General features: G+C 63.7%; 18 protein-coding genes. 16 read left to right on the top strand and 2 right to left on the bottom strand.

The window, feature by feature from the left end; genetic code table 11:
* Window positions 1-207 precede the first annotated feature (207 nt).
* Together VE009_RS04615 and VE009_RS04610 are read left to right on the top strand one after the other, a co-directional pair.
* Window positions 208-636, top strand: a complete 429-nt coding sequence (locus VE009_RS04615) for a DUF1641 domain-containing protein (protein ID WP_325006234.1) — start codon at window positions 208-210, stop codon at window positions 634-636.
* Window positions 637-648: 12 nt separating this feature from the next.
* Window positions 649-1827: an NAD(P)/FAD-dependent oxidoreductase gene (locus VE009_RS04610; RefSeq protein WP_325006233.1), complete on the top strand. Its 1179-nt coding sequence runs from the start codon at window positions 649-651 to the stop codon at window positions 1825-1827.
* A 57-nt stretch (window positions 1828-1884) separates the two neighbouring features.
* Here the strand turns inward: VE009_RS04610 and VE009_RS04605 are convergent, their stop codons facing one another.
* Window positions 1885-2073: a DUF2524 domain-containing protein gene (locus VE009_RS04605; protein ID WP_325006231.1), complete on the bottom strand. Its 189-nt coding sequence runs from the start codon at window positions 2071-2073 to the stop codon at window positions 1885-1887.
* A gap of 159 nt (window positions 2074-2232) precedes the next feature.
* On the opposite strand from VE009_RS04605, the gene VE009_RS04600 reads away from it, so the two are divergent.
* The 10 genes from VE009_RS04600 to VE009_RS04555 all read left to right on the top strand — a co-directional run bounded on the left by VE009_RS04600 (window position 2233) and on the right by VE009_RS04555 (window position 19880).
* Window positions 2233-3363: a sugar ABC transporter substrate-binding protein gene (locus VE009_RS04600; RefSeq protein ID WP_325006230.1), complete on the top strand. Its 1131-nt coding sequence runs from the start codon at window positions 2233-2235 to the stop codon at window positions 3361-3363.
* An 88-nt stretch (window positions 3364-3451) separates the two neighbouring features.
* Complete coding sequence (locus VE009_RS04595) at window positions 3452-4978, top strand: sugar ABC transporter ATP-binding protein (RefSeq protein ID WP_325006229.1); 1527 nt, start codon at window positions 3452-3454, stop codon at window positions 4976-4978.
* Window positions 4975-5952 carry an ABC transporter permease gene (locus VE009_RS04590; protein WP_325006228.1) on the top strand — a complete coding sequence of 326 codons (978 nt, stop codon included), beginning with the start codon at window positions 4975-4977 and terminating at the stop codon, window positions 5950-5952. The genes VE009_RS04595 and VE009_RS04590 overlap by 4 nt, the downstream gene beginning before the upstream one ends.
* A gap of 210 nt (window positions 5953-6162) precedes the next feature.
* Window positions 6163-14532 (top strand): GH36-type glycosyl hydrolase domain-containing protein, encoded by an 8370-nt coding sequence (locus VE009_RS04585; RefSeq protein WP_325006227.1) that lies wholly within the window; start codon window positions 6163-6165, stop codon window positions 14530-14532.
* A gap of 122 nt (window positions 14533-14654) precedes the next feature.
* Window positions 14655-14936: a hypothetical protein gene (locus VE009_RS04580; protein WP_325006226.1), complete on the top strand. Its 282-nt coding sequence runs from the start codon at window positions 14655-14657 to the stop codon at window positions 14934-14936.
* 40 nt (window positions 14937-14976) lie between these two features.
* Window positions 14977-15372 carry a zinc ribbon domain-containing protein gene (locus tag VE009_RS04575; RefSeq protein ID WP_325006225.1) on the top strand — a complete coding sequence of 132 codons (396 nt, stop codon included), beginning with the start codon at window positions 14977-14979 and terminating at the stop codon, window positions 15370-15372.
* Between the two features lie 125 nt (window positions 15373-15497).
* Window positions 15498-18296, top strand: coding sequence for a putative bifunctional diguanylate cyclase/phosphodiesterase (locus VE009_RS04570; RefSeq protein WP_325006224.1), 2799 nt, complete (start codon window positions 15498-15500; stop codon window positions 18294-18296).
* A gap of 127 nt (window positions 18297-18423) precedes the next feature.
* Window positions 18424-18729: a TfoX/Sxy family protein gene (locus tag VE009_RS04565; protein ID WP_325006223.1), complete on the top strand. Its 306-nt coding sequence runs from the start codon at window positions 18424-18426 to the stop codon at window positions 18727-18729.
* 112 nt (window positions 18730-18841) lie between these two features.
* Window positions 18842-19552: a DUF554 domain-containing protein gene (locus tag VE009_RS04560; protein ID WP_325006222.1), complete on the top strand. Its 711-nt coding sequence runs from the start codon at window positions 18842-18844 to the stop codon at window positions 19550-19552.
* A 73-nt stretch (window positions 19553-19625) separates the two neighbouring features.
* Window positions 19626-19880 carry a hypothetical protein gene (locus VE009_RS04555; protein ID WP_325006221.1) on the top strand — a complete coding sequence of 85 codons (255 nt, stop codon included), beginning with the start codon at window positions 19626-19628 and terminating at the stop codon, window positions 19878-19880.
* Between the two features lie 44 nt (window positions 19881-19924).
* Here VE009_RS04555 and VE009_RS04550 read toward each other — a convergent pair whose 3' ends face one another.
* Window positions 19925-20566, bottom strand: a complete 642-nt coding sequence (locus VE009_RS04550; RefSeq protein WP_325006220.1) for a hypothetical protein — start codon at window positions 20564-20566, stop codon at window positions 19925-19927.
* Between the two features lie 114 nt (window positions 20567-20680).
* On the opposite strand from VE009_RS04550, the gene VE009_RS04545 reads away from it, so the two are divergent.
* The 4 genes from VE009_RS04545 (at window position 20681) to hprK (ending at window position 24805) form a co-directional block, all read left to right on the top strand.
* On the top strand, window positions 20681-21637 hold the full coding sequence (locus tag VE009_RS04545; protein WP_325006219.1) for a YafY family protein: 957 nt from the start codon (window positions 20681-20683) through the stop codon (window positions 21635-21637).
* 81 nt (window positions 21638-21718) lie between these two features.
* Complete coding sequence (locus VE009_RS04540; protein ID WP_325006218.1) at window positions 21719-22999, top strand: ATP-binding protein; 1281 nt, start codon at window positions 21719-21721, stop codon at window positions 22997-22999.
* A 104-nt stretch (window positions 23000-23103) separates the two neighbouring features.
* The gene (locus VE009_RS04535; protein WP_325006217.1) at window positions 23104-23790 is read left to right on the top strand and encodes a queuosine precursor transporter; all 687 of its coding nucleotides are present in this window, start codon (window positions 23104-23106) and stop codon (window positions 23788-23790) included.
* A gap of 106 nt (window positions 23791-23896) precedes the next feature.
* Complete coding sequence (gene hprK / locus VE009_RS04530; RefSeq protein WP_325006355.1) at window positions 23897-24805, top strand: HPr(Ser) kinase/phosphatase; 909 nt, start codon at window positions 23897-23899, stop codon at window positions 24803-24805.
* Window positions 24806-24958: the final 153 nt, after the last annotated feature.

Raw genomic sequence — 24958 nt, 5'->3', positions numbered from 1 at the left:
GAACGCTGTTTTCTTCGGAGGTTGTCACCCCGATTAAAAATATTTATGTGACAAATTTCACATAACTAATGAAATCTAACGCTTTATGTAATATAATAAATGATAAGCACAATGAAGGATTCCACGGATACACGCACTACTATGTGATACCTTTCACAATCCCCCGCCGAACGTTCGCGGATCCGAACAACGAAGGAGCGAAGCAAGATGGAAGCGAGTGTAGCAAGCAAAGAGCAAGTCGCGGCGAAGTCCGCGGTTCAGCCGGAGGTGCTGGAGCAGCTCCTGAAGCCGGAAGTGCAGGAGGCGCTGACGGCGCTCATCGACAATTTGCCGAAGCTGGCGGAAATGACGGCGCAGCTGACCAAAGCGTATGATTTCGCGCAAAAGATCGTCACCGACCGCGTTCTCATTCAAGATACGCTCGGCGGCATTCAAGAGGTGCTGAAGCCGGTCGAAGAATCGGTGAAATATTACGCGTCCGCCGCTATCGAGGCGCAGGACCGCGCGGAAAAGAGCCAAGAAACGATCGGCCTGTTCGGCATGCTCAAAATGCTGAAAGATCCGGAAGTGCAAAAGCTGCTTCGCATAAGCCAAGCGTACCTCGACATTCTCGGCGAAAGAAAACGACAAGGGTAAGGAGAGCGAACCATGAGCAAACATATCGTCATCCTCGGCGCCGGCTACGGCGGGCTGCTCAGCGCGCTGTCCGCCCGCGAGCATTTGACCGCGGCGGAAGCGTCGATCACGGTCATCAATAAATACGACTCGCATCAAATCATCACCGAGCTCCACCGGCTGGCCGCAGGCAACGTATCCGAGAAAGCGGTTGCGCTGCCCCTGAGCAAGCTGTTCAAGGGCAAAGACATCAACGTGAAAATCGGAGCCGTCCAATCGGTCGACCCGTCCGCGAAGAAAGTTTCTATGGAAGACGGTTCTTCGTACGCTTACGACGTGCTGGTCCTTGCGCTCGGCAGCGAAACGAACTTCTTCGGCATCCCGGGCCTCAAAGAAAACAGCTTCACCCTGAAATCCGCCGACGAGGCGAACCGCATTTTCGCGCACGTGAAGGAGCGCCTCAAGGCGTACCGCGCGTCGAAAAACAAAGCGGACGCGACGTTCGTCATCGGCGGCGGCGGCCTCACCGGCACGGAGCTGGTAGGCGAGCTGGCGGACGAGCTTCCGGGCTACTGCCGCGAAGCGGGCGTCGATTTCGCGGACGTGTCGCTGTACCTCGTCGAGGCGATGCCTACGATTTTGCCGATGTTCTCAAAAGAATTGATTGAGCGCGCGGTCACGAGCTTGGAAAGCCGCGGCGTGCAGTTCCTCACGAACCTGCCGATCACGGAAGTGAACGGCAACGTCGTTACGCTGAAGGACGGCCGGACGATCGAAACCAACACGCTCGTATGGACGGGCGGCGTGCAGGGCCACAGCTTGGTGGCGAACTGCGGCATCGAAGTGAACCGCGGCCGCGCTTCCGTCAACGAGCACCTGCAATCCGTATCCCATCCGGACGTGTTCCTCGCGGGCGACTGCGCGGTCGTCTTCGGACCGGAAGGCCGTCCGTACCCGCCGACGGCGCAGCTCGCTTGGCAAATGGGCGAGCTCGTCGGCGCGAACATCGCGGCGTCGCTGCGCGGCGGCTCGATGAAGACGTTCCAGCCGGTATTCTCCGGCACGCTCGCGAGCCTCGGCCGCAAAGACGGCATCGGCATGATCGGCGAGAACGGCATCGAGCTTCGCGGCCTGCCGGCGTCCCTCATGAAGAAAGCGAGCAACGCCCGCTATTTGTCGCACATCGACGGACTGTTCGCGCTCGCTTATTGATCCATCGGAAAGAGCGCCGTTCTCCTCGGCGCTCTTTTTTTCGTACGCCCTCGCGGGTCAATGCGGGATGGCGCACTTGTTGCGAATGAAGGCGATTTGGTTTTCCAGCCGGTTGATCGTTTCGATGCATTCCTTGGACGCGTCGTCCCCGGCTTTCGCTTTCCACATGTCGAGCTCCCGCATCAGCTTAGGCAAATCGTCGCCGGCGTTCGAGCAATCGTAATTGCTTTCCAATTGGTCGAGCAAGGTGGAATCCTCCCCGCGAATCAAGAGTTTTGGAACAAAAGCTATTGTTGGAAAAACGCGCGCGCGTTATGCATCCCGGGAAATCTATAAAACTATTGACGCTTTTTGATAAATCCGATAGGATTACTTGTAATTAAATTTGGGGGAGAGAGATAGACAATGAAATTGAAACATACGCTTCGCTCGACGCTCGGCGTGACGCTCGCCGCCGCATTGGCATTGGCGGGCTGCGGACAAGCGGCAACCGAAACTTCCGGCGGTTCCGCCGAACCGGCGGCGCAGCCTGCGGCAGCGGTCGACGTGCCTGCGGCGCTCGCGGAGAAGGGCGACATTAAAATCAACGTCATCCGCAAAATCGGCGGCGACGATCATACGGCGCAATTCCTCGCCGGCGCGAAGCAAGAGGGCGAATCGCTCGGCTTTACGGTCGATACGTTCTCGGCGAACGGCGACACGGCGAAATTCCTCGACGCGCTCGACCAAGCGGCGAACGGCGACTACGACGGCGTCGTCATCTCGCACGGCGACGATCCGGCGACGGTCGACGCGGTGAAGAAGCTGAAGGAGAAAGGCATCGAAGTCGTCGCGTTCGACTCCGTCGGCGAATTGTCCGCGGTCGAGAACGTAACGCTGACGTCGCAGGACGACGAAGCGCTCGCGCAGTACGCGCTCGACCAGCTCGTGAAGGAGCAGGGCGAAGAGGCGAAGATCGTCTACCTGTGGGTCGACGGCTTCCCGCCGATGGTGCGCCGCAACAACGTGTACCAAGCGACGCTCGAGAAGTACCCGAACATCAAGGAAGTCGAACGGTTCGGCGTCGCGAACGCGAACACGTCGGTCGAAACGCAAAACGCAGTCGCTGCGATGCTGACGAAGCATCCGAAGGGCGAAATCGACGCGATCTTCGCGACGTGGGACGCTTTCGCGATCGGCGCGGCGCGCGCGTTGATCGAAGCGGGCCGGACGGAAATCAAAATTTACGGCATCGACGTATCGAACGCCGACCTGCAGATCATGCAGGAAGAGAACAGCCCTTGGGTCGCTACGGCGGCCGTCGATCCGAAAATGATCGGCGCGGTCAACGTCCGCCTGCTCGCGAAGAAGCTCGCCGGCGAAGAAACGCCGCCGACGTACAACCTTGAAGCGGCTTTGATCGACCAAGCGACGCTGAAGCAGTCCTCGGAGCCGGTGAATATGGTGACGCTCGCCGACATCATCCCGGGCTGGGGCACGACGGACGCCTTCGAAGAAGACTGGATGAAGGCGTTGAAAGAAGCGAACGCGAAGTAATCGTTACGTGGTATAATGAAGTGTCACTTGCGGCGCCCTTGTCCCTTCGGATAAGGGCGCTCTATCCTGTTCGGAGCGGAAGGTGGGCATGTTGGGAGACTTGAAATCTAGCGTTTTGGAGATGTGTCAAATTTCGATCGGCTTCCCGGGCGTGCAAGCGCTCTCCAGCGTCGACTTCCGCACGGAAGCGGGAAGGGCTCACGCCCTGATCGGCGCGAACGGGGCGGGCAAATCGACGCTCATGAAGGTGTTGTCCGGCGCCTATGATCATTATACGGGGGATATCAAAATCGACGGCCGGAGCGTGCGCATCCGGTCGCCGAAGGACGCGAAGGAGCTCGGCATCCAGATCGTCTACCAAGAGGTCGATACGGCGCTCGTGCCGTATTTGTCCGTCGGCGAGAACATTATGATGGAGGCGCTCGTGCACGATACCCGCGGGCGGCACCGCGTCGACTGGGGCGAGCTGCACCGCGCGGCGGAATCGGTGCTGCGGCGGCTGAACGTCGCCATCCCGACGCGGAAGCTCGCGCAGGAGCTGACGCTCGCGGAGAAGCAGATGGTGCTGATCGCCCGGTCGGTGTCGCGCTCGTGCCGCTTTCTCGTCTTGGACGAGCCGACGGCGCCGCTCAGCCGGAGCGAAACGGACGAGCTGTTCCGTCTCGTGCGGCAGCTGAAATCGGAAGGGGTGGGGGTCATCTTCATCTCTCACCGGCTGCCGGAGCTGTACGAGATTTGCGAGGATATCACGATCATGCGGGACGGCCGGCTCGTCGCGCGCGACCTGCTGTCGAACGTGACGCAGCAGCAGGTCGTCGAGCACATGCTAGGCGCGAAAATGGAAGGCCAGTTCCCGCACGTGCCGAAGCGAATCGGGGACGTCGTCTTCGAGGCGAAAGGAATTCGGGACGGCGACAAGGTGAAAGGGGTCGACCTGAAGGTGCGCGCGGGCGAAATCGTCGGCATCGCGGGGCTCGTCGGCGCCGGGAAGACGGAGCTGTGCCGGGCGCTGTTCGGCGCGTCGGAGACGGCGTCCGGGACGATCGCGCTGCGCGGGCGCGCGCTGCGGCTGCCGCGGTCGCCGCATGAGGCGGTTCGCGCGGGTCTGGCGCTCGTGCCCGAGGAACGGCGCCGCGAAGGCGTGCTCGTCGAGGAGTCCGTCGCGGCGAACGTGACGGCGGCGACGCTGTCGCGCTTCACGTCGTTCGGGCCGTGGGTGAGCGACGCCAAGGTGAAGGAAGCCGCCGCGGGATTGATCGCTTCGCTCGGCATCAAGACGCCGAATGAGCGCGCCAAAGTGAAAAACTTGTCCGGCGGCAACCAGCAGAAGGTCGCGATCGGCAAATGGCTGCTGGCGGACGCGGACGTTTATCTATTCGACGAGCCGACCAAAGGCGTCGACGTCGGGGCGAAGCGGGACATTTACGCGCTCATTTCGGGGCTCGCGGCGCAGGGCAAATGCGTCATGTACGCGTCGAGCGAAATGTCGGAAATCGTCGGGCTGACCGACCGAACGTACGTCATGTACGACGGACGCGTCGCGAAGGAGCTCGACACGAAGGCGACGAACGAAGAAGAATTGCTGCTGTACAGCACGGGAGGCGGTAACGGATGACTAGCGCGGGTGCGGGAACTAAATTTTTCGACTTTCTCTACAAGTATGGAACGCTGATCACGATCGCGCTGTTGATCGCGGCGTTCGGAACGCTTACGGACCATTTCCTAAGCGGATCCAACATCGTGACGATTTTGCGCTCGATTTCGATCGTGACGATCATCGCCATCGGACTCACCGTCTCGCTCGCGGTCGGCGGTTTCGATCTGTCCGTCGGCTCGACGGCGTCGCTCGCGAACGCGCTCGTCATTTCGTTCTTCGTTTGGCACGGGCAGGGCACGGGCGTCAGCCTCGCGCTGACGCTGGCGTTCTGCCTGCTCGTCGGCCTCGTCAACGCGTTCCTCGTCATCAATTTCAAAATTCAGGACATGCTGATGACGCTCGCGACGATGTTCGTGTTCCAGGGCATCGCGCTTACGTACACGCGGGGCGCGACGATTTCGGAGAACATGATTTTGCCGAACGGCGATTTCGCGACCGGCATCATTCCGGACGGGTTCGGCGCGATCGGGCAGGTGCCCTGGATCATCGTCGTCATGTTGATCGTCGTGCTGGCGGTGCACTTGTTCCTCAACTATACGAAGCACGGGCGGTACATGTACATGATCGGCGGCAATCCCGAGGCGGCGAAGCTGTCCGGCATCGCCGTCAGCAAGTACCGATTGGCCGCGTACGTCATCTCCGCGCTGCTCGCCGGCGTCGGCGGCATCGTGCTCGGAGCGCGCGTCATGAACGCCGAGGTCAACGCGGGGGCGCCGTATTTGATGGACGCCGTCGCCGCCGCGTTCATCGGCTACTCCGTGCTCGGCGCGGGCAAGCCGAACGCGTTCGGCACGTTCGCCGGCGCGGTGCTGATCGGCATCCTGTCGAACGGGCTCATCATGCTGTCCGTGCCGTATTACGCGATGGACATCGTGAAAGGGTCCGTGCTCGCGGTCGCGCTCGCGATCACGTATTACAAGCGGACGCACTAAATTCGCTCCGGCGCGCCGCCTCGACGCGGTGCGGGAGCCGGCGGAGCCGTCCGAGGAATAGCGGAAAAAACAGCGTAAGAATAGCCGAAATCGCGCTTCGTCCCTTGAGGACGAGGCGCTTTTTTTGTCGAAAATGTAATAAAAATCTTCCAAATGAGGAATGGTAATGAAGTTCGGTAATTTACCACCTTGCTCGTTTGGAGGATCTGCATGTTTCTGAATGACGAACAGATGAGGCAAGAATCGCACAAGCTCGCGCTGCAACACGACCCATTCATGAAGCGCACGTCATCCGCCCGGCTGTGGAAAAACATCGAGGCCGACATGGACCGACTGCGCGATTTCGTCAAAACGCTGCATGAAGATCGCGGCACCTGTACGCAGCCCGCCGAAGAGTGGCTGCTCGACCACGCGGAATTTCTCGAAGCCGAAGCGCTGTCGATCAAGGAGGAGCGCTCCTCCTCGCTGCTCAAAACGCTGCCGTATATTAGCAAAGAAGGGCGCCTGCGCGTCTCGTCCATTTGCTCCGATTATCTGGAGCATACCGACGGCTTGTGGAACGAGGAGACGTTCGCCGCCTACGTGAACGCATACCAAGAAGTTTCGGTGCTGACGATCGCGGAAGCGTGGTCGCTGCCGTTATTTCTGAAGATAGAAATCATTCGCCGGCTCGCCGCCTTGATGGAGACGGTCCGGGAGCGCCGCGCGATTTGCCGGCTCGTCGACCGGGTGCTGGCGGGCATCAAGCCGTCCGAGCTGACGGCGGAGCGGCTCAAGGAGGCGCTCGAGGACGCGGGGCAGCAGATGCCGCTGTCCGGCGCGATGACGGTGCATCTCGTGCAGCATTTGCGCGAGCACGCCGAAGATATGGCTAATGTAGGCGAGTGGCTCGTCTGCAAGCTGGAGAACGGGCCGGACAGCCTGGACTCGATATTGTCGTACGAGTTCCAGCTGCAAGCGGCGTACCAAGTGACGACCGGCAACCTCATGGGCAGCCTGCGCAAGCTGTCGCGCTTCCAGGGCCGGGAGCTGTTCGAGCGCGTCTGCCTCGTCGAGCATACGCTGCGCGGAGAGAAGGCGGGCGATTACCCGCGCATGGACGACGGGAGCCGCGACACGCTGCGGCGCCGCGTGGAGAAGCTCGCCCGGCGGATGCGGGTGCCGGAAAATTTGGCCGCGACGCAGGCGGTCCAGCTCGCGAACGCCGCCTTCGACGCGGAGGCGGATCGGAGCGGCCTCCGTTCGCGGCGGACGAACGCCGCCTATTATTTGCTGGAGGCCGACGGGATCGCGGAGCTGCGCGAAGCGCTTCGCCTGTGCGGCAAGACGGGACGGCTGCCGGAAAACCGGCTCATGCGCCGCCCGGCGCGCACATATTTCCAACTGCTCGGCTCCGCGTTCGCCGTCGTGCTGGCCGTCTTCGGACTATGGATCGGAGCCGGCGAGGGATGGACGCCGATCGTCTGGGCCGCCGCGCTGCTGGCGCTGGCGCTGCCTGCGGCCGAATGGGCGGTGGCGGCGGCGCATTGGCTGATCGAACGCGCGAAGAAGCCGGTGCGGCTGCTGCGTTACGATTTCTCGCGAGGCGTGCCCGAGGAGGCGGCCACGATGGTCGTCATTCCGGTCATTTGGTCTAGTATCGAGGAAGTGAAGGCGCTTGCCGAACGGCTTGAGCTGCATTACCTCGCGAACCGCGATCCGAATATCCACTTCGCGATCCTGAGCGACTTCAAGGATGCGGACGCGGAAGAGCTGCCGCAGGACCGGCTCGTCCTGCAGGCGGCCAAAGCGGAGATCGAGCGGCTCAACCGGTCGTATCCGGAGACGACGTTCCATCTGTTTCACCGCCGCCGCACGTGGAACGAGGTCGAGGGAGTGTGGATGGGCTGGGAGCGCAAACGGGGCAAGCTCGTCGAATTCGCGGAGCTGTTGAAAGGCGGGCAGGACACGAGCTACGCCGTTACTTACGGCGACGCCGCCGTGCTGCCGCGCATCCGCTACGTCATTACGCTCGACGCCGACACGCAGCTGCCGCTCGAGAGCGCGAAGCGCATGATCGGCGCGATGCATTTGCCTTACAACCGGCCCCGTCTGAACGAGGCCGGCACGCGCGTCGTCGAAGGGTACGGCGTGCTGCAGCCGCGCATCGGGATGAGCCACGAGAGCGTGCAGCGGTCGCGGCTCGCCGCGCTCTGGTCGGGAGACCCCGGAGTCGATCCGTACGCGTACGCCGTCTCCGACCCGTATCAAGACGCGGTGGGGCAGGGCATTTTCACAGGCAAAGGCATCTTCGACGTGGACGCGTTCCAAGCGACGCTGCGCGACGCGTTCCCGGACAACCGGGTGCTGAGCCACGACCTGCTCGAAGGCGGCTTCCTGCGGGCGGGCCTGCTGTCGGATATCGAGCTGATCGACGACCATCCCGCTACGTTCCGCGCGCATCAGAAGCGGCTGCACCGCTGGGTGCGCGGCGATTGGCAGCTGCTGCCGTGGCTGCGCGCCAAGGGGCGCAATCGCAAGGGCGAGGTCGCGCGAATCGATCTGTCCGCGCTGACGCGCTGGCAAATCGTCGACAATTTGCGCCGCAGCTTGATGCCGCCGGTACTCACGGCCATTCTGCTGCTCGCCCCCGCCTTGCCCGGCTCGGCGCTGCGCTGGTACGCGGTCGCGTTCGCGGCGCTGGCGCTGCCGATCGTTCGCCAATGCCTCGCGCCGGCGGCGATTTGGCATCGGCCGCGCTGCCTCGGCGTAGCGGTCGGCCACGCGGCGGTAGCGCTCCTCACGCTGCCGTACCAGGCCGTGCTGATGCTCGACGCGATTCTGCGCACGCTGCACCGGCTGTTCGTCTCGAAGCGGCGGCTGCTCGAGTGGGTCAGCCAAGCGGAGGTCGAACGGAGCGGGGGCGCTGGCGCGCCGCTCGTCGGCGTCGGCGGCGGAGCGGCGCTCGCGGTCGCGACGGCGCTCGCAGCGGTCGCTTGGGGCGACGCTCCGGCCGTCTGGGCGATCGGCCTCGCGCTCGCCGCCGTATGGCTCGCCGCGCCGCTCGTCGTCCGCTGGCTGGATGAGGCGCCTCGCCGGGAATCGGCGGCGTTCGCCGGAGCGGAGGCGGACGACATGCGGGCGCTGGCGAAGGACATTTGGCGCTTTTACGAAGATTACGTCACGGCGCAGGACAGCTGGCTGCCGCCGGACAACGTCCAGTTCGACCCGCCGAACGGCATCGCGCACCGAACGTCGCCGACGAACATCGGCTTGTATATGACCTGCGCGGTCGCGGCGCGCGATCTCGGCTTCATCGACACGGCCGGTCTGATCGAACGATTGGAGCGGACGACGGAGACGATCGAGCGGATGGAGAAATGGGAAGGTCACCTGTACAACTGGTACGACACGGAGACGCTCGCCCCGCTGCATCCGGTGTACGTCTCGACGGTCGACTCCGGCAACTTCGTCGCCTGCCTCATGGCGGTGCGCGAAGGGTTGCTCGAGTGGCTGCAGGCGGAGACCGCCGGGGAAGGACCGGCCGGGACGCCGGAAGGGCGGCGCGACGACGATCGGTTCCAAGTGGCGTTCGCGGAAGAAATCGCCCCCGGCGGCGCGACCGCGGTCGCGGAGCCGCCGGCGCCAGGGGATCCTGCCGAACGCGCGGAGCCGGCCGCGTCTAGCCGCGGCGGGACCGCTGCCGGCGCGGGCGGGGGACGGGGCGACGTCGCGGAGCGCGGGCGCCGTCTCGCCGCCCGGCTCGAGGCGCTCGTGCGCGGCACCGATTTCCGTCCGCTGTTCGACGCGAAGTCGAATTTGTTCTCGCTCGGCTATCACGTCATGCGCCAAGAGCGCGACACGGTGCTGTACGACCTGATGGCGTCGGAGGCGCGGCAGGCGAGCTTCGTCGCCATCGCGCTCGGCCAAGTGTCGGTGTCGCACTGGAACACGCTCGGCCGCACGATGACGACGGCCGGCGGCAAGCCGCTGCTGCTGTCGTGGTCCGGCACGATGTTCGAATATTTGATGCCGTGGCTGCTGATGCGCACGTACCGCAACACGGTGTGGGACACGACGTACCGCGCCGTCGTCGGACGGCAGATCGAATACGCGCGGCAGCGCGGCGTGCCGTTCGGCATTTCGGAGTCCGGCTATTACGCGTTCGACCATCAATACAATTACCAGTACCGGGCGTTCGGCGTCCCGGGCCTCGGCTTCAAACGCGGGCTCGAAGAGGACTTGGTGCTGGCGCCGTACGCGACGGTCATGGCGCTGCCGTTCGCGAAGCGGGAAGGGCTGCAGGCGCTAAGGCGCATGGAGGAGCTCGGCGCGCGCGGCGAGTACGGCTATTACGAGGCGATCGATTTCACGCCGAAGCGAATGCCGGAAGGCAAGCGGTGCATGGTGATCAAGAGCTTCATGGCCCACCATCAGGGCATGAGCTTGCTGACGCTGTCCAACCTGCTGCTGCCGCGGACGATGATCGACCGATTCCATCGCAGCAAGGAGGTGCGCGCGGCCGAACTGCTGCTGCAGGAGCGGCTGCCGATGAAGCCGGCGCTGATCAAGCACCCGGCGATGCGGCGCCTGCACGAGCCGCATGAGCGGCTGGCGCCGGATCCGGAGGAGGTGCGCGAGTTTTCGACGCCGCATACGCGGACGCCGGAGATGTGCACGCTGTCGAACGGCAAATTTACGACCGTCGTTACGGCCGCCGGCGCCGGCTTCAGCCGCTTCGAGGGCGTCGCCGTTACCCGCTGGCGGGAAGATCCCGTGCGGGACGCGTGGGGGAGCGGCATTTACCTGCGCGACGTCGGCGCGGACCGGCTGTGGTCCGCCGCCTACTTCCCTTGCCGGGCGGAGCCGGACGAGCAGCTCGTCACGTTCGAGCTGGAGCGCGCGACGTTCCTTCGACGGGACGGCGACGTCCGCACGTCCATGGAGGTGTGCGTGTCGCCGGAGGCCGACGCGGAGGTGCGGCGCATCACGATCGCGAACCTCGGCGCGGAGGAGAAAGTGATCGAGGTGACGACGTTCGCGGAGCTGTCGCTCGCCTCCCCGATCGCCGACGACGCGCATCCCGCGTTCAGCAAGCTGTTCGTGCGAACGGCGTACGACGAAGCGTCGGGCTGCCTCGTCGCGAGCCGCCGCCCGCGCGAGGCGAAAGACCGGACGCTGTGGGCGGCGCACGCGCTGACCGTCGACGGGCCGACGCTCGGTCCGCCCGAATACGAGACCGACCGGGCCGCGTTCGTCGGCCGGGGCCGCGGGCTCGCCGAGCCGCAGGAGATTCGCTCGCGGCTCGGCGGGAAGACGGGCTCGGTCGCCGATCCGGCGTTCGCGATGCGCCGCCGCGTCAAGCTCGCGCCCGGCGATTCCGTCAGCCTGCTGTCGGTATTGTCGGTGGCGGAGACGAAGGACGCCGCGGTGACGGCCGCGGCGCGGCTCGCCGCCGGGCAGGAGGCGGACCGGAGCTTTCGGATGGCGTGGAACCGCACGCGCATCGAGCTGCGCAATCTCAATTTGACGCATAAGGAAGCGGCGCTGTTCCAGCGGTTCGCGGGGCAAGTGCTGTACACCCCGCCGCTGCGAGGCGAACGGGCCGACTCCATCGCGCGCAACGAGAAGGGGCAGTCCGGTTTATGGGCGTTCGGGGTGTCTGGCGACCGGCCGATCGCGCTCGTCCACATCGATAACCGGAGCCAGCTGCCGTTCCTCGTGAAGCTGCTGACCGGGCATGAATATTTGCGCCGGCTCGGCCTGCCGTTCGACCTCGTCGTGCTGAACGAGTCGGCGGGCGGCTATGCGCAGGATTTGCAGGAGGCGCTGCAGCGGCTCGTCGAGAACGGCGTCGATCGGTTCGGCGCGGGGGCGGCCGGCATCCATGTCATCCCGGCGAACACGCTGTCCGACGCGAACCGGACGCTGCTGCTCGCCGCGGCGCGCATCGCGCTGAAGGCGGGCGGTGCGAGCCTCCCGGCCCAGCTGCGCGCGCCGGCCGACGCCGGCGAGGGACCGCCGCCGCTCGCCGTTGCGCCTGCGCCGCCCGCGGAGCAGAGCGGGACCGCCGCCGCCGCAGAACCGGCCGCGGTCGACGACCTGCAGTTCTTCAACGGCTGGGGCGGCTTCGCGCCGGACGGCAAGTCGTACCGGATCGTGCTGCGGCACGGGAATCCGCTGCCGGCGCCGTGGATCAACGTGCTGGCGAACCCGCGCTTCGGGTGCTTCGTCTCCGAGCTCGGGACGGGCTACACGTGGTGGCGGAACAGCCGGGAATGCAAGCTGACGCCGTGGTCGAACGATCCGGTGCTCGATCCGCCGGGAGAGGCCGCGTACTTGCGCGACGAGGAGACGGGCGCGTTCTGGACCGCGGCGCCCGCCGGCGCGTCCGACGCCCCGCCGTATACCATCGAGCACGGCCGGGGGTACAGTCGGTTCGAGCATGCGCGGCACGGCGTCCGCCACGAGCTGACCGTCTTCGTGCCGCTCGACGACCCGATCAAAATCATGCGGGTGAAGGTGAAGAACGAATCGAACGCGCCGCGGCAGCTGTCGCTCACGTATTACGCCGAGTGGGTGCTCGGCGTTCAGCGCGCGGCGAACGCTCCTTACGTCGTGACGGCGTGGGACGCCGAAGCGGGCGTCCTGACCGCCCGCAACGCGTATCAGGAGACGTTCCGGGAGGCGACGGCGTTCCTCGGCGTCTTCGCGCCCGGCACTGCCGCGGGCGGCGCTTCCGCGGATGGCGCTTCCGCGGACGGCGCAGCGGAAGCCGAGGAGGCCGCGCTCTCGTGGACGGCGGACCAGCTCGAGTTCATCGGCCGCAACCGGGGCGCGGAGCGTCCCGCGGCGCTCGAGCGGGAGCGGCTGTCCGGGCGGACCGGCGCCCGCCACGCGTCCTGCGGCGCCGTGCAGCGGAAATTCCGCCTGGCGCCGGGCGAGGAGACCGAGCTGTACGTGCTGCTCGGCTGCGAGTCGTCGGCCGCGCGCGCCGGCGGCCTCGCCGCGAAATACCGCGACGCCGGCGTCTGCGAGCGGGCGTTCGAAGAGGCAAGGGCGTTCTGGGATCGGACGCTCGAGCAAACGCAGGTGTCGACGCCGTCGCCGGAGATGAATCTTATGCTGAACGGCTGGCTGCTGTACCAGACGATCGCTTGCCGGATGTGGGCGCGCACCGCCTTCTATCAAGCCGGCGGCGCGTACGGCTTCCGCGATCAGCTGCAGGATTCTCTCGCGGTGCTCCACACGATGCCGGAGCTGACGCGGGCGCAGACGCTCATCCACGCGGCGCATCAATACGTGGAGGGCGACGTGCAGCATTGGTGGCATGAAGAGACGGAACGCGGCATTCGGACGCTGTTCTCCGACGATCTGCTGTGGCTCCCGTACGTCGTCTCGCGGTACGTCGAGCATACGGGCGACGCGTCGCTCTTCGAAGAGGTCGTGCCGTACCTCACGAGCGAGCCGCTGAAAGAGGGCGAGCACGAGCGGTATGAAGAGACGCGCCGCTCGGACGAAACCGGCACCGTCTACGACCACTGCGTGCGCGCGATCGACAAAGCGCTGCAGCGCATCGGCGAGCACGGGCTGCCGCTCATCGGCGTCGGCGATTGGAACGACGGGCTGAACCTCGTCGGCGCCGACGGGCGAGGCGAGAGCGTCTGGCTCGGCTGGTTCCTGTGCGAGGTGCTGGAGCGGTTCGAGCGGCTGGCTGCGGAGCGCGGCGAAGGGGAACGCGCCGCGTCGTACCGAGCGGCCCGCGAACGGTTCGCCGCCGCGCTGCACGAGCACGGCTGGGACGGCCAATGGTACCGCCGGGCGTTCACGGACGCGGGCGCTTGGCTCGGCTCGATCGAGAGCCCGGAATGCCGCATCGACGCGATCGCCCAGTCGTGGTCCGTCATCTCCGGCGCGGCGCCGCGGGAGCGGGCGATGCAGGCGATGACGTCGTTCGACCGGGAGCTCGTCGACCGGGATTTGGCCGTCGTACGGCTGCTCACCCCGGCTTTCGACCGGACGGAGCCGAGCCCGGGCTACATTCAAGGCTATCCGCCGGGCATTCGGGAGAACGGGGCGCAATATACGCACGGCGTGCTCTGGAGCATCATGGCGTGGGCACAGCTCGGGAAGGGCGACAAAGCGTTCGAGCTGTTCCATATGCTGAATCCGATCAACCATACCCGCACGGAGCAGGAGGTGCGCCGATACGTCGGCGAGCCGTACGCGGTGGCGGCGGACGTCTACACGGCGGCGCCGCACGAAGGACATGCCGGCTGGACTTGGTACACCGGCGCGTCCGGCTGGATGTACCAGGTCGGCCTGGAGTGGATTCTCGGCATTCGCCGCCGCGCCGGCCGGCTGTACGTCGATCCGCGCATCCCTGCGGATTGGCCGGGCTTCGAAGCGCGGTATCGGTTCGGCGGCGCCGTGTACGAGATCGTCGTCCGCCGGACGGATCAGGGCGCGGAGAGCGGCGACGCCGCCAAGCAGCGCCAGCGCCGGCTGACGCTCGACGGAGAACCCGTCGATGCGGAAGAGGCGCCGTACGTCGAGCTGCGCGACGATGGCCGCACGCATCGGGTCGAGCTGATGCTGTAACAACTAAACCATAATCAAGGCGATCAAGCCCCCGGCCGAACGGCCGGGGGCTTCTCGTCCGTTCATGAAACGCTGCCCGCGTTAATACACTGTAGTACAACGGAATCGGAGGGGGAGCGACGTTGGCAGCTTGCCAGCCTTGGAATTATACGAGTGTTACGCCGGAGGTGTTTCGGGCCCTCCAGTCGTTGGCCCGCAAGGAAGGGTTCTCCCTTCCGGATGCGCCGAACGGCGAGTTCGCGATCCGCAGGGGAGGGGTGAGCGTAGGCTTCCGCTACGCCTGGGACCGCGGCGGAGGAACGCTGCGCCTCACCTGCTCGAAGAAGCCCCCGCTGCTCGCCTGCGGCATGGTGAAGGGCTTCGCCGACCAAATCGTGCGGCAGTGCGGGGGCCGTCCGATGTAGCCGGGTAAGGCCGCCGCGCGGCGGAGGGAGGAGGAGCGCGTTGAAACTCATCCACAAGCTGAAGCGCGGCGCGTCGAAAGCGGCCGACGCCGCGCAGCTGACTATGGAGCTCACGAAGATCGCCGGTCAAATCGGCATGCGCCGCCGGGAAATCGAGAAATGCATGGCCATGATCGGGAAAGAAGTGTACGAAGCGCGCGAGGCGGGTCAGCCGGCGCTGGCGGAGGCGCGCGTCGAGGAATGGTGCCGCGCCGTGCGGCAGCTGAAGCGGGAGATCGCCGACTTCGAGCGCCGGCTGCGCACGCTGCGGAAGGAGACGGTTTGCGCCTGCGGCCGAACGTCTCCGGCCGACGCGAAATATTGCCCGTCCTGCGGCCGCCGGCTCCCGGGTCGCGCCGCGCGCGTCATCGACGTGGAGCCGGAGGAAGAGCGATAACGGCGTCCCGATCCTGTTTTGGCGAATAATTACAAGCCGCCCCGGCAACCCTATGCCGGGAGAAAACCGTCCCTCCGGGATGGTTTTTATTTTCTACTCGACAGACGGAATGGGGCGCGGAGGACATGCAATCGAATTCGGTCGGTCCATCGTATTTTAGGGAGCATGCGCTGAAAATCTTGCTCGTGTTTGCGGGCGTCTTTATCGCGGCGGAGCTCGTGCAGGCGGCGGCGACGAACACGGCGTTCCGGCCCGCTGACGCGTGGTTGGAGCTTGCGATCCATTTGCCGGCGGCGTTCGTCGGCCTGTTCCTGGCGCTGCTTGCGCTTCCGCGCGACCCGGGCGCCGCCGAGGCGGCGCGGAACGGCGCGGGCGAAGGAATCGACGATTTCGCCCGGCCGTTCGAGGGCGTGCCCGAAGGCATCGTCATCTATCGGGAGGGCGCCGTGCTGTACGCGAACGAGTCGGCGAGAAAGCTGTTCGGCGCGACGTCCAAGGACGAATTGCTGGGCCGAAGCGCCGAGGAGCTGCTGAACGCCGGCCGGTCGGACCGCTACGCCGCCGCGATCGACAGCAGCGCGCCGTTCCTGATTCGCGACGCGGCATTCGATCGCTTCGACGGAAGCGGGCTGCATGCGTCCTTATTGATCGTCCCCATCCGCATCGGCGACCGCGACGCCCGTATGGCGGTGCTTCACGACATTCATAAGAAAGATCGAATGAGCCGCGAGCTCCAAACGGTGGAAAGTCAGTTGCAGACGATCATGCACAATTTGGACGTGGGCATCTGGTCGTTCGATTTGCTCGGTCAGACGATGCTGCTCGTCTCCGACCGGTTCGCCGACATGATCGGCGCGCGGAAGGAGGACATCTTGGCAAACCCGGAGATATGGAAGGACGTCATCTTTCCGGAAGAAGGAAGCGAGGCGGACAAATGGTTCGCCGAGCTGCTCGAGGGCCGGCCGATAGCCGCAGAGGTGAAGCTGCCGCGCGGCGCCGGGCCAATTCGGTACGGGGAGTCGAAAATATTCCCCTACAAGGACGACGGCGGCCGCGTCGTCCGGCTCGACGGGATATTGGTCGATATTACGGAGCGCGCGCTGGCGAGGCAGCGGAGCGATTTTTTGGCGTTCCACGACGAGCTGACGATGCTGCCGAACCGGCGCATGTTCAAAGAGACGCTGCAGCGTCTCAAGCTGAACGCGGAGGAGAAAAAACGCCGCTTCGCCGTCATCTATTTGGATATGGACAAATTCAAACACATCAACGATACGTACGGCCACGCGAACGGCGACTTGTTTCTGAAGGAAGTCGCGGGGCGGCTGCAGCAGGCGGGCCCTGAGCACCAGCACTTGTTCCGCGTCGGCGGCGACGAATTTACGGTCATCTTGGAGGGAGTGCAGGAGCGCGAGCAGCTGGAGAATTGGGTGCACAAGCTTATGCACGCGTTCGACGAACCGTTCGTCGTGCAGGACGACCGCATTCCGGTGCGCGGCAGCATGGGCGTCGCGGTGTACCCCGACGACGCTTCCGATATCGGGGTGCTCGTCAACCTCGCCGACCGGGCGATGTTCGCGGCGAAGGAGAAGGGCGCGCCGTACCAGTACTATAACGCGGCTGTGCTGGAGGATGCGGATGACCCAGCGCTGCTGCAGGAGCTGAAGCAGGCGGTCGATCGCCGGCAGTTCGTCCTATACTTCCAGCCGAAATATGACGTCGCCTCCCGGACGATGACCGGCGTCGAGGCGCTTATTCGCTGGGACCATCCGGCCAAAGGGGTACTCCCGCCGTCGGCGTTCATCCCGTTGGCGGAGAAGACCGGGCTGATCGCCGACATCGGCGCGTGGGTCGTCGAACAGGCGTGCCTGCAAATCCGCAAGTGGAGCGACAAAGGAATGCCGGTGCCGATCAGCGTGAACGTGTCGGCGAATCAGTTCCACGAGGGGCAAATCGTGAAAGCGGTGCAGGATGCAGTCGGGCGGACAGGCATCCGGCCCGATCTGCTCGAAATCGAGATTACGGAAAGCGTCGCCGCCGATTTCGAGCACGCGGTCGCGGTGCTGCAGCAGCTGCACGGCATCGGAGTCGTCATTTCCGTCGACGATTTCGGCATCGGCTACAGCTCGCTAAATTACCTGAAGAAATTTCCGATCCAAAAGCTGAAGATCGATCGGTCGTTCATCCAAGACATCGCGGATCAGCCGAACGACGCGAAAATCGTCGGCACGATATTAACGCTGGCGCATGCGCTGCATTTGACGGTCGTCGCCGAAGGGGTCGAGACGGAGCGCCAGCTCGAAGTGCTCCATCGGCTCGGCTGCGATGAAGCGCAAGGCTTTCTGTTCAGCCGCCCGGTGCCGGCCGAGGCGCTCGAGCGGATCGTCGTGGAACACGTGCGGGCGTACAAACGGGAGATGACGCAGCCGGGCGCCCGGCTCAAAGGCGTATTTTTGAAAAACGTCATCGGCTCGCTGCTGACCGGGAAAGCGATGTTCCCCGAGTACAAAAAGCTGATCGAAGAGGTCGACCCCGAAGCGTATTATTCCTGGGACCTGTATACGAAAATGCTGCACGACGTCGCGGACAAGCTGAGTCCGCAGGTCGTTCGCGACGTCGGGATCCGCGTCATTTTGTCCGGGCGCGACGTGTTCATGAAAGAACAGGGGTACGACACGCTGGAAAAGCTGCTGGAAGATTATCCGAACATGTTCGACCGGACGATCGTCGGCGCGCCTGAGCACGAACGGATTAAATATCTGAAGTACGAGCCCGGCCATTTCGTTATGCTGTATACGAAGCGGCAGCCGAAAGCGTTCAACGAAGGGGTTATTCGGGGCTACTTCAAAATGTACGACCGGCAAATCCGCTCGCTCCACATCGAAGATTACGACGAGCATTACCACAAAATCGAAGTGACGTGGTAACTCGAATGCCATGCCCTCGACCGTCCGCGGACGAGGGCTATTTGTTTTTATAAATAGTGACAAATCTTGTCTCTGTTATGAGATACAATTGGGTTGGACAAATCGTAGGACGGAAGGAGCGGGACGCATGCGCGGCAAGGACGGTATACGCATACGCAACATCGGGGCGGTCTGCGAACGTTGGCTGGCCGACATCGGCATCCATACGCTGGCGGATTTGGCGCGGATCGGGTCGGTCGAGGCGTACCGGCGCATTCGGGAACGAGAGCCCGGGGCCAATATCATTGCGCTGTATGCGCTGGAAGGCGCCTTGCTGGATATGCATTGGAGGGAGCTGCCGCCGGAGGTGAAAGAAGCGCTGCACGAACAGGTCGGCTGGGCGCCGAAGTCGAAGCCGCGGCCGGGGAGGCGCGGCGGCGGCGGCATCGGTTAAAAGCTTCTTGGCGAATAGGGCTTCCCCCGAGACTCGAAACGCACTACACTAGGTAACGGCGGCTTCGCAAGAGCGGCGGGAAAGCCATTACGGGAAAGAAGAGGAAGACGAAATGATCTTATGGGGGAGCCTCGTGAACGCGGCAGCGATCGTGGCGGGCGGGGCGGCAGGACTGCTGCTGCCGAGAATGAACGAGAAATTTCAGCGGACGGCCGTGCAGGGGATGGCGATCGCCCTTTGCGTGTTAGGCATCATGATGGCGATGAAGACGGAGCAGTACGTCTGGATGGTGATCAGCCTCGCGGCGGGGGGCGTCATCGGGGAATGGCTGCAGATCGAGCGGCGCTTCGAGCAGGCCGGCGCTTGGCTCGAGCGCATCGTGCCGGCGCGCCGGGACGGTTCCCCGATCGGCAAAGCGTTCGTCACGGCGTCGCTCGTTTACTGCATCGGGGCGATGGCGATTCTCGGCGCGGTCGACAGCGGCGTCCGCCACGATCACGAAGTGCTGTACGCGAAGTCCGTTATGGACGGATTTTTGTCGATCGTGTTCGCATCGACGCTCGGCGCGGGGGTGCTGTTTTCGGCGGCGCCGGTGCTGGCGTACCAAGGCTTAATCGCTTTGGCAGCGGCCGGCGTCGCGGGCGCGTTCGATCCTGCGGCGATCGAGACGGTTACCGCGGAGGTGTCCGCCGTCGGCGGCGTGCTCATCATCGGCATCGGCATCAATTTGCTCGAGATCAAAAAAATCGCGGTGGCGAATTTGCTGCCGGCCGTCGCGATCATGGGCGCCGTCATGGCGGCGAAGCTCGCGTTCGGCGGGTAATCGGGGCCGCGCGGTATAAGGCCGCCTTCGTCCAACCATAATACCTATGGGCAAAGCAGGAAGGAGGCGGAACATGAGCGAGAAAAAGGAACCGTCGGCGGAAGCCGGCGGGGAAACGACGGTGACCCCGACGTTCCTCGTCGAAAATTTGCAGTCCGCGATCGAAGAGGAAGGCATCGAGTCTGTGGCGTACGTTGCCCGGACGAAGGACGGTCTCGTCACCTCCGGCTGGACGGACATGCTGTACACCGAGGTGATCGGTCTGTTCGAGCTCGGCAAACTGCAGGCCGTGAAGGAAATGCACGGCGACGAAGAATCTCCGGTATGAACGGAACGCGGCCCGGCGAAGTGATTCGCCGGGCCGCGCTGCGTTCATAGCGAAGCTTCCGAGCCGAAATGGATGCCGACGCTGTCTTGATCGATAGCGTCGAACAGCCGTCCTGCCGCGGGCAGCTCCATGACGATCGGGCCGAGCCGGAGGGCCGCCGCTTGGTCCGCATACCGGATCAGCTCCACCCAGAGGCCGCTCTCTTCGCCGTAGAACGCTTCCCGCCCGACGAAGCCGTCCAGCGGGGCGACCGCCTCGCCGAACGCGGCCATCGCCGCGCGATATTCGCCGGCCGAGACGCCGGGCTTCAGCCGATACGTCAGCACCTCGTACACGCACCCGTCCTGCGGAGCCGGCGACGCGCCGATCGTCAGCTCGTCGACGCGCGGCACGTGCTGCATCGTCACGTCGACGAGCTGCTCGGTCAGCGGGCGCAGGTCGGGAATTTCCGCCATTCGGACGAACGCTTCCTGCGCGAGGGCAGGCGAAGTCCACCGGACGGCGTCCGTCCACAGCATGGACGACGGCGAATACAGCAGCGTTCTTCCGGCGAAACCGGGGCAGTTCTCGAGGAACGTTCGGGATGTGCGCAGCGCGCTGCGGAATTCGGCGTCGGGCAGGTCCGGATGGGGGCGGAATTGGCAAAGCTCGAGGAGGATCGGGGATACGGCTTTCGTTGTCGACATAGCGTGCATCGCTCCTTTGCGAAATCGAAATGGTATTCACCGCCAACGTTACGGCATAATAGTGCCAGATTGTGTCATGATTATCGCGCATCATGAAAAAAAGGAGGTCTCGCCATGCACAAAGCGCAGCGATTGATTCAGCTCATGTTGATCGTGAACGAAAAGCGCCGCTTCACGATTCGCGAGCTGTCGGAAGAGCTCGGCGTCTCCCGCAGGACGATCATGCGCGATCTGGGGGAGCTGGAGGAGCTCGGCGTACCGCTCTACTCGGAGGTCGGAGCGGCAGGCGGGTACCGCGTGCTGAACGATAAAATGCTTCCGCCGATCCACTTCACGGATAGCGAAGCGACGGCGCTCTTCTTCGCCGGGCAATCGCTGCAGCGCTACTCGGAGCTGCCGTTCGAGGCGGAGACGGCGTCCGCCTTGCGGAAATTTTACGCCCGCCTTCCGGGCGACGTGCGGCGGCGCATCGACCGGCTGAAGCGGAGGCTGACGTTCTGGGTGCCCCCCAGGGAAGTCAAAGCGCCGCATCTTCGCGGGCTGCTCGAGGCGGCGCTCGACCGGGCGGTCGTCGAGATCGAATACGACGGCGCCGTCGAACGGACCGTCCGCCGCATCCGGCCGGACGGCGTGTACGCGATGAACGGGTTATGGTACGTGCAGGCGTACTGTGATCGGAGCGGCGGGCGGCGCGTGTTTCGGGCAGACCGGGTGCTGTCGCTGTCTCCTGCAGGCGGCGAACCGCCGGAGCGGGAGGAAGACGCCGAGCCGTTCGAGGGTCCGTCCTTCGAGCCGGACGACGGACAACCTCTGACGCTCGTCGTCGAGCTGACGCGAGCCGGCATGCGCCGCGCGTCCGCAGATCCGTGGCTGTCGGAGGGGCTGATGGAGCGACCGGACGGGAGCGGCGAGGCGCACCGCGCAATACCGCCTTCCTATCTTCCTTGGGCGACGTCGTTCTTCCTCGGATACGGGCCGGACGCCCGCGTCGTCGAGCCGCTTGAGCTGCGCCGCAGCCTGCGGGAAGCGTCCGAGCGGGTGGCGCGCATGTACGAACAGGACGGACGGTGATCGTTGTTAACGTTTCATAGATTGCGTTATAGTAAATGTAACTTTTTATAGTGAATCCGCCACATAGAAATGAGTGAACGTATGGGCAACGATGCCGTCACACAGTTGTTGTTGCAGATCCAATTCGTCGTCGTCCCGATCCTGCTCTATCAACAGCCGTTCGTGCACAACTACAAACGGGGGATTCCCGGCTTTCAAACGGCGAAAATCGCGGCGCTGTACAGCGTATCGATCGTGCTTTGCATGTCGTTCCCCGTGGTCGACATTATGGAGGGGCATATTTTCGACTTCCGGCACGTTCCGCTCGCGCTCGCTTTCTTTTACGGCGGCCCGATCCCGGGCCTCGTCGCGGCGGGCGTGTCCCTCGCGTACCGGTTGATCATCGGCGGCTCCGTGCTCCCGGGCGTCGGCGTGACGATCGCGGGGGCGGCGCTCGCCTGGCTGCTGACCGGCCGATACCGCGCGGGCTCGTACGCCCGCAGGATCTCGATCGCCGTTGGATTCTTGCTGCTCTTATTCGTTATCGGCATAGCGCTGCATTTATCGATTTACCCTCTGTCGACGCTGACGGAACATTTCTATTTCTATTTCTTGCTCATTCCTTTGCTGCGCTGCATCACGATGTTCCTGGCCGTCTTCGTGATCGAGAGTTTCCAAGAGAAGCTTCGCTTGGAGCAAGTCGTCATCGGCGCCGAGCGCATCGGCATGATCGGGCAGCTGTCGGCGGCGATCGCGCACGAGGTGCGCAATCCGCTCACGGCGGTGAAAGGGTTCCTTCAGCTGTTGGGCGGCGAAGCCGTCGCCCCCGATAAGCGGGACGAGTATCTCCGCATCGCGGTGGAAGAGATTGATCGCGCGGACCGGATCATCCACGATTATTTGACGTTGGCCCGGCCGGAGCCGAGCCAGCCGGAAACCGTCCTCGTCGCCGACTCGATCAAGGCGGCCATGCTGACGATGTCGTCCTATGCCATCCTGCATAACGTGACGCTCGCCGCAGGCGAGCTCGACCGGACGTTAGTCGTCCGCGGCGACGCCGGGAAGTTGAGCCAGGTGCTCGTCAACATCGTGAAGAACGGCATCGAGGCGGCCGCGCAAGCGAAAGACGAGAAGACGGTTTCCGTCCGCCTTCGCCGCGAGGACGGCGCGGCGTGCATCGACATCGTCGATACCGGGGGCGGCATGAAAAGGGAGACGATAGACAAGCTGGGCAAAGCGTTCTATTCGAATAAGACGCGGGGCACCGGCCTCGGCTTGATGGTCGTCTACCGCATGGTGGAAGAAATGGAGGGCGCCGTCCGCGTCGAGAGCGAGCTCGGCCGCGGCACGACGTTCACCGTCCGGCTGCCGCTTCAAACCTAACGCTGGCGCCCTGCCGCGCGCCTCCGTTATAATGAACCTGCGCCCGACGGGCGCCGCGGTTCGCAACCATCCCGCGTAACCAAAACTAGGGAGGATGACGGAGGATGTTCAACCTGCTGTGGGGAGCGGCGTTCGCCGCGGTCAATTTCGGCCTGTTTCTGCTATGTTACCGGTTGTTCGGCCGAACCGGTCTATACGCCTGGGTCGCGCTCGCGACGGTGCTCGCGAACGTGCAGGTCGTCAAGATGATCGAGCTGGCCGGGCTCATTATGACGCTCGGCAACACGATTTACGGAACGATTTTTCTCGCGACGGATTTGCTGAACGAAAAATATGGCGAGAAAGCCGCGAAAAGAGCGGTGTGGACCGGCTTTTTCGCCCTGCTCGCTTCGACGGTCATGATGCAGATGGCGCTCCGCTTCGAGCCTGCGGAGGCCGATTTCGCCCAGTCGTCGCTCGAAACGGTGTTCGGGCTGCTGCCGCGTCTGGCGCTCGGCAGCGTGACTGCATACCTGGTCAGCCAGTACTTGGACGTGAAAATTTTCTCGCTGCTGAAGAAGGCGTTCCCGAAGCCCGGTCAGCTGTGGATCCGCAACAACGGCAGCACGGCGGTCAGCCAGCTGCTCGACACGATCGTGTTTTGCTCGATCGCCTTCCTCGGAGAGGAAGGCTACCCGTTCGACGTGTGGGTGCAGATCGCGCTGACGACTTATTTGATCAAGCTCGCGGTAACGCTTCTGTCGACGCCGATCCTATACGCCGCGCGCGCCATGAAGGCGCCGGAATCGTAACCGCGGCCGAGGCAATGTCGAAGGTTCTGTGAACGTGTTGACGAACGGCGGGAATCGGCGTACCTTGGAAAAAGGAAGAAATCGGTTCCAAAGGGAGTTGGCGAAGCTGAAATCGATTACGGTTCAAGAGCTGGTGAATCGGTTTTCCTTGGAAGTGCTGGCAGGCGCGACGGAGCTTCACCGCGAAATCACGAAGTCTCGCGTCCATCGGCCGGGGCTCGAATTCGTCGGATTTTTCGACTATTTCCCCCAAGCGCACGTGCAGCTGCTCGGGCGCAAGGAAATTACGTATTTGCACCGGCTGACCGAAGAAGAACGCAATCATCATATCGGAAACATCGTCAAATACCATCCGCCCTGCTTTATCGTGACGCGCAGTCAGGACGGACTGAAATATTTGAAGAAGTATTGCGAAGAGGAAGGCATCCCGCTGCTGCGCACGCCGGCGGCGACGACGAAGTTCCAGGAGCTGCTCGACGGCTACTTGGCGAAGGCGCTGGCGGAGGAAATCGCCATCCACGGCGTGTGCGTCAACGTCTCGGGCATCGGCATTTTGCTTCGCGGCAAGTCGGGCGTCGGCAAGAGCGAAACGGCGCATACGCTCATTCGGCGGGGGCATCGTCTCGTCGCCGACGACCTCGTCGTGCTGAAGCGGATCAATCCGGAGACGATTTTGGGCACGCACAACGGGAAGACGAAGGAATTTCTCGCGCTGCGGAGCATCGGCCTCATCAACGTTTCCCGGCTGTACGGCAGAAGCGCCTTTCAAGAGGAGACGCGGATCGTGCTCGACATCGAGCTCAAGAAGTGGGAGCACGACGCCCTCAACAACGAGCTGGAATTGGAGCCTAAATTTTCCGAGTACTTGGACGTTAAAATCCCGTACATCGAAATCCATATGCAGCCGGGCCGGGACGTGGCGGGGCTCGTCGAGGCGGCCGCGAACAACTGGTATTTGCGTCAACAGGGGTACAGCGCGGCGGAGGATTTCATGAAACGGCTCGAGAACGGCTAGCTCAAAAAAACGTTATCATTTGGAAGTTGCTTTTCCAGTGGAACTATGGTAAAGTTGGAACTGTCAAACATGAGACCTTAACTCACATTCAGGAAGGGATCATTTTTGCTACAATGATACCCTTTTATCGAATGTGATTTTTTATTTCTGTAT

The organism is Paenibacillus sp., from assembly GCF_035645195.1.
In the GTDB taxonomy this organism is placed as follows: Bacteria; Bacillota; Bacilli; order Paenibacillales; family YIM-B00363; genus Paenibacillus_AE.
This window is presented reverse-complemented; position numbering and strand designations above follow the sequence as displayed.